General features: G+C 63.0%; 9 protein-coding genes and 1 pseudogene. 4 read left to right on the plus strand and 6 right to left on the minus strand.

What is annotated here, in order from left to right:
* Positions 1–42: 42 nt before the first annotated feature.
* From HARCEL1_RS01765 to HARCEL1_RS01775, 4 genes are all read right to left on the minus strand, one after another.
* Positions 43–261, minus strand: a complete 219-nt coding sequence (locus tag HARCEL1_RS01765) for a CDGSH iron-sulfur domain-containing protein (RefSeq protein ID WP_108380896.1) — start codon at positions 259–261, stop codon at positions 43–45.
* 69 nt (positions 262–330) lie between these two features.
* The gene (locus HARCEL1_RS13265) at positions 331–504 is read right to left on the minus strand and encodes a hypothetical protein (RefSeq protein ID WP_159076974.1); all 174 of its coding nucleotides are present in this window, start codon (positions 502–504) and stop codon (positions 331–333) included.
* Positions 505–590: 86 nt separating this feature from the next.
* Positions 591–2,945, minus strand: coding sequence for a GH36-type glycosyl hydrolase domain-containing protein (locus HARCEL1_RS01770; protein ID WP_108380897.1), 2,355 nt, complete (start codon positions 2,943–2,945; stop codon positions 591–593).
* A 60-nt stretch (positions 2,946–3,005) separates the two neighbouring features.
* Entirely contained in the window at positions 3,006–4,691 is a 1,686-nt protein-coding gene (locus HARCEL1_RS01775; protein WP_108380898.1) for a hypothetical protein, read from the minus strand.
* Positions 4,692–5,277: 586 nt separating this feature from the next.
* Between HARCEL1_RS01775 and HARCEL1_RS01780 the strand changes: the two genes are divergently transcribed.
* Positions 5,278–6,321, plus strand: a complete 1,044-nt coding sequence (locus HARCEL1_RS01780; protein ID WP_159076975.1) for a hypothetical protein — start codon at positions 5,278–5,280, stop codon at positions 6,319–6,321.
* A gap of 88 nt (positions 6,322–6,409) precedes the next feature.
* Here HARCEL1_RS01780 and HARCEL1_RS01785 read toward each other — a convergent pair whose 3' ends face one another.
* Positions 6,410–6,793, minus strand: a complete 384-nt coding sequence (locus HARCEL1_RS01785; RefSeq protein ID WP_108380900.1) for a type II toxin-antitoxin system VapC family toxin — start codon at positions 6,791–6,793, stop codon at positions 6,410–6,412.
* Positions 6,793–7,051: pseudogene (locus HARCEL1_RS13925) on the minus strand (AbrB/MazE/SpoVT family DNA-binding domain-containing protein). The gene HARCEL1_RS01785 and the pseudogene HARCEL1_RS13925 overlap by 1 nt, the downstream one beginning before the upstream one ends.
* A 560-nt stretch (positions 7,052–7,611) precedes the next feature.
* Here HARCEL1_RS13925 and HARCEL1_RS01795 point away from each other — a divergent pair.
* Genes HARCEL1_RS01795 through HARCEL1_RS01805 form a run of 3 tightly spaced genes read left to right on the plus strand, consistent with a single transcriptional unit; the run spans position 7,612 to position 11,082 of the window.
* On the plus strand, positions 7,612–9,114 hold the full coding sequence (locus HARCEL1_RS01795) for a type I restriction-modification system subunit M (protein ID WP_108380901.1): 1,503 nt from the start codon (positions 7,612–7,614) through the stop codon (positions 9,112–9,114).
* Positions 9,107–10,417 carry a restriction endonuclease subunit S gene (locus HARCEL1_RS01800; RefSeq protein WP_108380902.1) on the plus strand — a complete coding sequence of 437 codons (1,311 nt, stop codon included), beginning with the start codon at positions 9,107–9,109 and terminating at the stop codon, positions 10,415–10,417. Before HARCEL1_RS01795 ends, HARCEL1_RS01800 begins: the two co-directional genes overlap by 8 nt.
* Positions 10,417–11,082, plus strand: a complete 666-nt coding sequence (locus HARCEL1_RS01805; protein ID WP_108380903.1) for a hypothetical protein — start codon at positions 10,417–10,419, stop codon at positions 11,080–11,082. Before HARCEL1_RS01800 ends, HARCEL1_RS01805 begins: the two co-directional genes overlap by 1 nt.
* Positions 11,083–11,301: the final 219 nt, after the last annotated feature.

An 11,301-nucleotide genomic window follows, 5' to 3' on the forward strand; every position in this document is an offset into this window, starting at 1 on the left:
GTATCGAACGGTCGAGGAATTGACTTCACCGAAGAGACGGTGCTACTCGTCCGTGTAGACGATCTCGCTGATCTCGTGGCGCGGGTTCTCGTCGTCGTCACCCTCGTACTTGTAGACGGCGTCGCCCTCGTCGCCGGTCGCGGCGTGCGAGCCGTCACATAGCGGGACATCGTCGCTCAGCCCGCACATGCAGATCGCGGCCTGGCCGTCGGGGTCGATCATCTCGGGACCGGTCGCTTCGTGAGTCACTTCGCGTGCCATGGACTAGCGTGTGACGGGATGGCGCATAAAACTACGGTCGGGAAAGGGCGGTGGGGATCGGCGCCCGCGTCACTCCTCGTCGAGCGCCTCGCGATACCCCTCGCGGGCCTCGCCGAGGAGGGTCCGTGGGCCGAAATCGCCGTTGAACAGTCTGTACCAGAGCACTCCCTGGAGGACGAGAATGACGAGGCCCATGCCGATGACGGTGACCCGCATCACCCACTCGGCCAGTTCGAGTGTCACGTTCGTCGGTGAGACGCGGAGCTCGAAAACGGTGGCGGTGCCGTCGGCGTGTCGATATCACGTGCGGGCGCTCTGCTCGATCCCGCTCAGCCCATCACGACGCGCACGTCGTGGGTGTCGCCGTCCTCGAAGACCGGCACGACATCCCCGTCGATTTCCTCACCGTCGACCTCGATCTCGGCGACGCCCGATTCGACGCTATCGGGGTTCTCCACGGTAATCTCGTAGGTCGCGCCGCGGAACTCCCGGGTCACCTCGAATGCGTCCCAGTCGGCCGGAATCGTCGGGTCGACGACGAGGCCGTCGAAGGTGGGCCGGACGCCGATGAGGTACTGCGTCCCGGCGACGTACGCCCACGAAGCCGTCCCCGTCAGCCAGGAGTTCGACGCCTCACCGAAGTCGGGGTGGGTCGGGCCGAGGACGTTCTGACTGTAGACGTACGGCTCGGTCAGGCGCTGGTCCGCAATGTCCTCGTGTTCGAGCGGATTGAGTTGTCGGTAGTACTGGTGGGCGCGCTCGCCGTCACCGAGCATCGCGGCGGCGACGATCGACCAGGTGTGGGCGTGACAGAAGATTCCGCCGTTCTCTTTCGCACCCGGGGGATAGGTTGTCGTCCCACCGATCGAATCGAGCGTGCCCTCCACGTCGTAGGGTGGGTCGATCAGCGCGAAGCCGTACTCGGTGTTCAGCCGATCGTGAGCGGCCGAGAGCGCCTGTTCGCCGCGATCCTGGTCGGCGATGCCGCCGAGAATCGACCAGGTCTGGGCGTTGAGCGTGATCTGGTTGAACTCGCTCTCGCTCGCGCCGATCGGGGTCCCGTCGTCGTCGTACCCGCGCATGTAGTAGTCGCCGTCCCAGGCCACGTCGTCGATGAGTTCGGCCATCGCGTCGCGATCCGCGCGGTACTCGTTGGCGGTCGACTCCTTTCCCAGGTGCTCGAACAACCCAGCGGCCTCGTCGAGCGCCCGACAGTACAGCGCGCCGGTCATCATACTCGCGGCCTTGCCGCTGCCGTGGTCGGCGTTGAGCGTGTCGTTCCAGTCCGAATACCCGAGGCGTGGCAGGCCGTCTTTGCCGCGGTGCTCGTCGGTGAACGCGAGCGCGCGCTCGATGTGCTCGCGGACGGGCGCGGGATCGGTGTCCTCGAAGTCGATCTCCCGATCGAGAAAGTCCGTGTCGCCGGTCTCTTTGACGTACTGGACGGTCCCGAGGACGAGCCAGAGGTGGTCGTCGGAGAACCACTGCGGCTTTTCGGGCTCTTCGTTGGCGATGCCGACGTCGCCCTCGCCGCTGAGCGGGTAGACCTGGTGCCAGGTGTGGCCATCCTCGAACTGCAGGCCCCAGAGCATCTCCAGGGTCTCCCGAACCTGATCGGGGACGGCGTGGACGATCGAGAGGGTGTCCTGGCCCGAGTCACGCGTGCCCATGCCACGCCCGAGTCCGGCCTGGTACAGCGACGCCGACCGCGACCAGTAGAGCGTCGAGCGACACTGGATGGGGTTCCAGACGTTGAGCATTGCGTTCAGGTTCTCGTCGGGCGTGTCCACGGTCATCGTCGCGAGGTAGTCGTCCCAGTCGTCGCCGAGCGCCTCGAACGCCTCGTCGACCGCCGCGGGGTCGGTGTACTCCTCGATGACGTCGTCGTCGGCTTCGGGCGCGGTGAGATAGACGATTCGCTCGCTCTCGCCCGGTTCGAGGGTGATCTCGTGGGTGAACGATCCGATGACGTTGCCGTGGGTCGAAATCGAGTCGCGTGGCGTGCCCTTGGCGACGACCTCCGGCGATTCGAGTCCCTCGTAGATCCCGACGAATTCCTCGCGATCGGTGTCGAACCCGACGGGATGGCCCGACGTGGCGTGGACGTAGTCGATCTCCATCGCCGAGGAGACCATCGTGATCCGGTTCGGCGCGGCGTCGGCCTGCATGATCTGGCCCGTCCAGTCCAGATTCGTCTGGTCCATGTAGGCGTCGGGGAAGGAGAACTCGACGTAGCTGTAGGTCTCGATCGTTCGCTCACGATCGGAGTCGTTGGTCAGTTCGAGGTCCCAGACCTCGCAGGTCTCGCCCGGCGGGACGAAGTAGGTGATTGCGCCCGAAATGCCGTCGTTGGACCCTTCGATCGTGGTGTAGCCGGGCCCGTGGCGACACTCGTAGTCGTCCAGGTCCGCTTTGACGGGCTGATAGGTCGGTGACCAGAACTCTTCGGACTCGGCGTCACGAAAATAGACGTAGCGTCCGGGCTGATCCCGCGGGATCGCGTTGTATCGGTAGCGCGTGACGCGCTGGTTGCGCGGATCCTCGTGGAAACTGTAGCCGCCGCCGGTGTTGGTGACGATGCCGCCGTAGACACCTTCACCGAGGTAGTTCGTCCACGGTCTGGGGGTTTCGGGGTCGGTCACGACGTACTCGCGGGTCGACTCGTCGTAGTGGCCGTAGGACATACCGCCCGATTCGGGCCGAACGCGTCCTGAGTGTTTCGAAAGACGGTCGGGACCGACCGGTCACACCGTCTCGAACAGCGCGAGGACGTCCTGGAGGCCGGCCGCGCCGTCGCCGTCGATGTCGAAATACGTCACGAACGCGGTGATGACGCGGTCTTCGGTGTGCTGGAAGTAGGTGTTCACGTCGGGGAAGTTGATCGTGCCGTCCGCAGAGAGGTCCTCGAAGACGCCGTCGAAGTCGTCGTCCCGCGGGACCGTTCCGTCGATCGGTTCGACGGGGAGCGCGCGATCGGCAACGGCAGTCGGTGCGATCGGCGTGTCGGCGGGCGCGGCACTCTCGACCGGCCCGGAGACGTCCGCCGCGGTCGGGCCGCCGGCCTGCCCCCACCACGAGCCGGTGGTGTTGATCGCCGTCGTGCGCCCGCTCGCCTCGACGACCCGATCCGTCGTCGCGAACTCGCTGGCCTCGATGTCGATCGACGCCCCACTCGCGCTCCGGACCGTCGGCGCGCTCCCCGTCGAGAGCCACGAGCGACTGACCGAGACCGATCCACTCGCGGGCACGGCGAGCGCCGCCCGGGTGGCGGTCACGTCGCTGTGGTCGATCCCGACCTGGACGTGTCCCATCGCGTGGACGCCGCGCCAGGCCTCCAGGCTGAGGTCGCTGGCGTCGAGGGCCGCCCGGGAGGCGTTGACGGCTGTGCGATTCGCCCGGATGCCGGCTCTCGACGCCGAGAACACGCCGTTCGAGAGCGCCAGGCCGTCACGACCCGCCGTGACCGAGACCCGCTTCACGCTCGCGTTGGTCGACTCCGCGACGACGCCGTCGGTCCCGGCGTCGATCGCCGTGGCCTCGATCGATGCGTTGGCGCCGTTGAGGCCGACGCCGACGCTCTCGGCCGTCACGTCACTGCTCGTCAGACTCGCGCCGTTCGCCGTCCAGGCGGCGACGCCGTAGCCCCGGGTATCGACGGTCAGATCCGTCAGCGAGGCCGTTCCTGCGATCGTCGTGAGTCCGTCGGCGGGCGAGTAGACCCGAACGGTTTCGACGTTCAGCGAGTCGGCGCGGACGCCAACCGCCGACCCGTTCGCGACGACGGTACTGTTTCGGATGGAGACGGTCGCTGCCGTCGTGGCGGTGCTCGGTGCGCCCGCCGAGCGACCCGACGACATCGCCACGTCGATCCCCCGCCCCTCCGAGTCGATCGTCGTATTCTTGACGGCGAGGTGGCCAGCGGGATACGTCCGGGCGATCCCGTCATCGGTCGCCCGCAACTCGCTGTTCTCGACGACGACCGGGCCCGTGGCGTTCGTCCCCTCGACGGCGACGCGGGTGTCACCCGCCAGCAGGTCGTCGATTCTGACTGTGCCCGACGTGTCGACGACGACGGCGGCCTGGGTCGCGCCGATCGCCAGGCCCTCGATGGCGGTCGGGGCCTGTGCGACGACGCCAGCGCCGCCGTCGGTCGGCCCGCTGCCGGCGATGGTCGCGTTCGGTCCGACGATCCTGACTGGGTCCGTGACGGTGACGTTGCCGGCATAGAGTCCCGATTCGACGTAGACGGTCCCACCGCTCGGTGCCTGATTCACGCCCTCCTGAATCGTCGTGGCGTTCGCTGCCGAACTGTCTCCGACCACGATGTCGGCCTCTGACGGTGTCACGTCGGCGGCCGCCCCCGATCCCGCGACGAGTCCGACCCCCAGAACCGTCGCCACCCCGATGAAAAACAGTGTTCTCGCGTTCATCCTGGCTTCATTTTAGGGAGTCGTCGTCAATAAAAAGTTGCGACGATCCACACGAGTTTCGGACCGTTCAATACCCGCAGAGAAGACCGCTGTGTGGGTTTTCGACCGTCAGCTCGCTTCCGACGAGGTGTGCACTGGAACATAAATAGGGGGTGCCGACCCATCCGGACTCCGTCGGATCGAGGCCGCGTACCTCGACGGCGTGCCGTGCGCCGCAGAGCGACCGAGCGCACTGGCGGTGTGACACAGTCCCGGAGCACAGACCAGCCGCAGGGAGCGCATCGAGGCGAACTTCGGGGCGAGCGTCGAGTGGCCTGGCCTCGGGTGATATTCGAAACTCCGAATCAGAGACCGGTCGTTCCGCTCTCCGCCCGGTGTTCGGTCGGCATGCGATCGTCGGAACGCACCACGGCGGGCCCGACCGGACGAGGGTCGTCCGGGATGGCGTGCCGAGCCGTCACCGATCCCACGGTAAGCCGTGCTATCTCGTCGCTAAGCTGTCTATAGATAATGTCGTTCCCGAGCAGTCCCAGGTATGACGGATTCGAACTCGTCATCCGAAGGGATCGATGATACCGACCGTGGTGTGAACCGACGCACTGTGCTCACGGGAGTGGCCACCGGCGCGCTCGCCGGGCTCGGCCTCGTCGGCACTGCCAGTGGACACTGGGTCCGCGGCACGCCGGTCTTCTGTGGTTGTGACCAACTCTGTGTCTGTGTGGCGGGCAACGCAGACGTGTTGATGGCCCAGGAGACCGACGACGGCGGGTACGACGTCGGATTCGTCGTCGACGGGGGCCGTCTCGACCCCGCCCCGACGGGGACGCCACACTACAGCGGCGACTTCTGCGTCTCGACTGCCGACGACAACGTTCCCGATGGGAAAATCATCGGCCTCCAGGTGGCGGGCACACGATGGGTCAACCCCGACCAGTGTGCTCAGGACGCCCTCGACGCAGAACAGCGGCAGTTGGATTCGACCCATCTCCGACCGGCGGGGAACCTCGCCAGTGATTGCGAGACGCCGCCGTGTGTGGACAGCGAGATCGAGGCCACCTGGGAGGACTGCGAGACCGTCTCGCTGTCGGGGCCCGACGAAAACCTAGAGGAGATCGTGGTGTACCTGATGCGGTGTTTCGACGATCCCGGGTTGGGCTGTCCCGACGGCGCGCAGGCAACGATCGACGATCCCGAGTTGCCACTGACGCTCGGGCGAGATCGGTTGGCCGTCGGAGACGAACCGTACCACATCGATGCGGTCGAGTTCGTCGGCGGCGTGCACCCAGACCACATCACGCCACCGGACGACTTCGACTGTGGCTTCGACCAGGACGACACCGACGCGATCGAGGTTATCTGGACGGACTGTGAGACCGTCTCGCTGTCGGGTCCCGACGAAAACCTAGAGGAGATCGTGGTCTACCTGATGCGCTGTTTCGACGATCCCGGACTGGGCTGTCCCGACGTTGCGCAGGCAACGATCGACGATCCCGAACTCCCGCTGACGCTCGGGCGAGATCGGTTGGCCCTCGGTGACGAACCGTACCACATCGTCGCACTCGACTTTATCGGGACCGTCCAGCCGGACGACGCGACGCCACCGGACGACTTCGACTGTCACTTCGAGTAGACGCCGGGGACGGACCGTAGGCCTTCGGACGGCAGGGTGTCGGGCCCGGCAGTTTTCGCTTGCTGACTTCTCGACTCTCTTCTGGGCACTACTCGCGCTCGTTGCCTTCTTCGATCGGAATGCGGTCGTCGGTCACGTCGTCGAACGCCTGGTCCGAGGAGACGATGGGATCGTCACCCGCGAACGCGAGGTGATAGGCGTCGAACGCGGTGAGGCCGTACTCGTCCATGTAGTCCGCGGCCTGGAACAGGACTGACACGTCCGCGTCGACCGTCGCGATTTCGAGGGCGTAGCTCAGCGCTGCCATCCGATCGAACTCGAACCGATCCGAGACCATCAACAGTTCCAGCAGCGTCGCCCGAGAGGAATAGAGTTCTCCCTCATACTCGGCAGCGATCGCGGCGGCCCGCTCCCCCAGCCAGTCGTCGTCTTCCACCAGCGCGATGAAAAAGTCCGTGTCGGCGTCAATCATCACTCGTCGGACTCGGTGGCCTCGTCCAGGGCCTCTGATCTCGCCGCCTCACGGGCCTCGCCAGTGATTTCCGCGATCGATCTGTCGTCGAAGGCGTCACCGACGGCGTCGCGAAGCCCCCCGATCGGGTCGTCCGCGATGGGGATCAGTTCGACGCGATCGGCGAGTGTCGAGGACGTAGCGGTCGCCGTGGCGTTCTCGAATCCCGCTGGGGATGACGATCCGTCCCCGATCGTCGGTGGAGACGGTCTTGCTCATCATGTCCGAGCGTATGCGAGACGACACAAAATGATTCCCGTGATATGGTTGAGAGCCCCCTTTACTTCTCTCGGAGGATTTTATTTTGCGTAAGGGAGCGGTGGGCCAGTGAATGCCTGCATAGAATGGGCCTATGGGTCTTCACTGGAGGCCCTCGGAAATGTCTGCACCCTCTGATGATTGGGTTGGATTCTGGAGCAGCGTCGACAACAGGATACAGATATCTCTCGGAGATTTGGATGATAGAACCGTAATGGGGGACCGTGTTTGTTTTCGTAGGGTGGTCCCGGCCCCTTCTGCTCACTATTTCGAACTGACGTACACGAACGCAGCGATTGCGCCGAGGCCGAGCAGTAGTTCTCTGTCGGTAACCTTGCCATCTTTCACGATGGCGCTGATAGTTTGACCTATCATCATTCGATCGTACCACACCTATCGTTATAAATGTTACGTGATATTAATTTCGGGGACTTCGAGTTAGTATAATGGAGTGGGGGTCAGCATTTCAACCATCGCGCTCCATCGCAGAGCATAACCTCCCTCCATTGCACTCTCGTGGTATGCCCCTCTCTTTGCCCGACCTTGAAACGCACCTCTTCAAGTGCGCCGACATTATCCGCGATGCCGTCGATCCGACCGACTACAAGGAGTACATTCTCCCGCTCGTCTACTACAAATCGATCTCCGACGAGTTCGAGACTCAGTACGCGGCCAACGTCGAGGAGTACGGCGAGGAGTTCGCCCGGCGGAGCAACCTCTACGATATTCCCGTCATTCCCGAGGGCTATCTGTGGGACGACGTTCGCGCCGTCTCGGACAACGTCGATCAGGCGCTGAACGACGCGTTCGACGCGCTCACCGAGGAGAACCCCGAACTCACGGGGGTCTTCCGCGCAGACTACATCGACGCAGACGCGCTCGACGACGACCGGCTTGGAAAACTCGTCGAACACCTCACGACGTACGATCTCGACCGCGAGAGCGTGCCGCCGGACATGCTCGGGGAGGCGTACATGGATCTGGTGCGGCACTTCGCGGAGGAGGAAGGCAAATCGGGCGGGCAGTTCTTCACGCCGCCGCACATCGTCAACCTCTGCGTTCGCCTCGTGGACGAGTTCGAGGACGGCATGACGTTCCACGACCCGACCGTTGGCTCGGGCGGGATGCTCATCGAGGCCGCCCGCTACTACCGCGAACAGCAGGGCGGCGACCCGACGAAGCTGACGTTCACCGGGCAGGAAATCAACCCCGACATCGCCGCGATCGCGAAGATGAACCTCTCCATTCACGGCCTGGATGGCGAGATCGAGCGCGAGGACTCACTGTCGAGTCCGGCGTTCACCGACGAGGACACCAGCGACCTCACGCGCTTCGATCGCGTCCTCGCCAACTTCCCGTTCTCGGCGGACTGGGCGAAAAGCGACCTCCAGGACGACGCCTTTGGCCGGTTCGACTGGCACGAGAAACTCCCGCGTGCCGACCGGGGCGACTACGCCTTTATCATGCACATGGCGGAGCAACTCAAGCGGCCCGAGCGCGACGGGGTGGGCGGCAAGGCCGCGATCGTCATTCCCCACGGCGTCCTCTTCCGCAAACACGAGTCCCGGTATCGGGAGCCAATGCTCGAAAACGATCTGGTGGAGGCCATCGTCGGGTTGCCCGAGAACCTGTTCCAGAACAACTCGATTCCCTCCGCCGTCCTCGTGTTGAACGCGGACAAGCCCGCCGAGCGCGAGGGCGAGGTGCAGTTCATCCACGCCGCCGACGAGGACTTTTACGAGGAACTCTCGAACCAGAACGAACTCACCGACGACGGCCTCGACCACATCGTCGCAAATTTCCGCGAGTGGGCGACCGAGGAGCGCGTGAGTCGAACGGTGTCGATCGAGGAGATTCGGGAGAACGACTACAACCTCAACATCGCGCTGTACGTCGATACGACGGAGCCAGAGGAGGACATCGACGTGGTGGAAGAACTGGCGACGTTGCGCGAGTTGCAGGCCGAGCGGAGCGAGATCGAGGCGACGATGACCGAGCACATGGAGGCGTTGAACTATGAGTGAGGAGGCGACGCTGGGGGAGTTTGCTCAGGGGGATGAGAGCGATAACCAGGAACAGGAGTGGAGGAACGTCCAACTCCACGAGATAGCATATAAACGGTCTGATAACATTGACCCACAGGAGGTAGCGTTAGAGAAACACGTAGGGTTGGAGCATATTGACCCGAACAGGCCCGATCCTGATTGGGAGTCTCTTGATGACCTATCGAGTACTAAGCGCCGATTTGAGGCCGGAGATATTCTCTTTGCAAAACTCCGTCCAAATCTTGAGAAATCGGCACAACCTGATTTTGAGGGCGTCGCGTCTACCGATATTTTCCCTATTGTGGCGGAGTCCAATGTAAACTCAAAGTGGTTACTGTATCGCCTAAGTTCAAAGCCTGCGTATGACTACGCTCGGCGTACTTCAGCGGGGACGCGGATGCCGCGAACGTCGTGGAATCTGTTCTGTAACTTTGGTTTCGACCTTCCACCACTCCCCGAACAGCGCAAAATCGCCACCGTACTCTACACGGTTGACCGGGCGATTGAGAAGACTGAGGAAATCAAATCCCAGATAGAACGCATCCGCGATGGTGTCCGGCAAGACGCATTTTCTCGTGGTATTCAGGAGTCTGGGATAGAGCGATCAGATGACGGTTTGAAAGAAACATATCTCGGATCTGTGCCAAATGATTGGCAGTTGCGACGCGTTGACGAGGTCTGCTCTCACGTAGTCGATTGCCCCCATTCAACCCCGGACTATTCGGAGCACGGAACCCCGGTCGTTCGCACTTCCGAGATCGAAGATGGTCGTTATTATCCAGACGAATCTCCACGAGTGGATGAAGAAGGGTATCAGAAGCGAGTTTCTCGGCTGGAGCCGAAACCGGGGGATGTAGTTTTCACTCGTGAGGCACCTATTGGTGAAGCCTTCAAAATATCTGAAGGTATGAAACTATGTCTTGGTCAGCGGTTGATGCACCTCCGACCCGAAAATGGCGTTCTAGATGCTGATTTCCTCGTTGAACTGCTGTATTCTGATATGATGCAGAGTTGGTTTGAACGATCTGCACGAGGGAGTACAAGCACTCACGTCAATGTGGGAGATATTGAAAGTATGGAAATTCCAGTACCACCGATCGAGGAACAGCATCGTATCGTGGACATTCTCGGTGGTTTTCGTGAACAACTGGATTCAGAACGCAATCTCTTGAGTAGATACGAGCGCCTCAAACGCGGCCTTATGCAAGACCTGCTCTCCGGCGCGGTTAGAACCACGAACACCGACATCGAGGTGCCCGACGACATCGCCCAGCACGGCTAATGTACCGCCTTGCGATCAAAGAGTCGGCCCGCGAGGCGAACGACGCCGTCGCGGACCTCGTCGCTGACCGTGGCGATGTCCTCGACTGCGAGTCCGAAGGGGCGGCCCAGGCCCTCGCGGAGCGGGTCAGTGCCGCCGGGGAGCGCGTCCGTGTGCAGGCCGCCGCGCCGCAGGACTCGAGCGACGCGGACGGCTATCTCATCCGGCACCCGCGGCGGTACGTGTCCGACCCGAAGCCCTCGGACACGACCGGGCTGACCTTCGACGTGGGCGCGAACCAGTACGGCGCACTTGGGGAGGCGCTCGTCTGCGGTACGTCCGGGCTGGCTCGGGGCATCAAGCACGTCCTGCGCAACGAACTCGACGACGTGATCGACGAGCGCCACTACCTGTACGGGATTCCAGACCCCTACATCACGGACGACCTCGACGCGGACGTGTCCTGGTCGCCCGATCTGCTGGTGCTGGTCGGGTCAGAGTATCAGGATAATCCTGTAGCGATGTACTACTGCGAGATCAAGACCGGCGACGCGTCCTTTCAGCGCACTCAAGCGGACGATATGCAGGCCGTCGCTCGGGAGTACGGCGTGCTGAAGATCAGGGTCATCGTCGAGGCCCTGCCCGACGAGTACACGCTTGAAGTCTCCGAAGTTCAGGCCGATTGATCGAGACCGCACACGAGTTCTGCCATGCGGTCCTCTCCGACCGATTCGATCGCTGGGGTGACTGACTGCGCTTGAGTTACGCGCTCGAAATTCGCTCTAACTCAAACTGATCCTGGCTATATTTGAGTGAGAGGCGAAATCTCCGACACCGATTTATTGGAGCACATCACCGCCGCCAGCGCTAACTCAAATACGGCTGTCCGGTTCGGGCGATCCACC

Origin of the sequence: Halococcoides cellulosivorans, assembly GCF_003058365.1 — an archaeon.
GTDB lineage: Archaea > Halobacteriota > Halobacteria > Halobacteriales > Haloarculaceae > Halococcoides > Halococcoides cellulosivorans.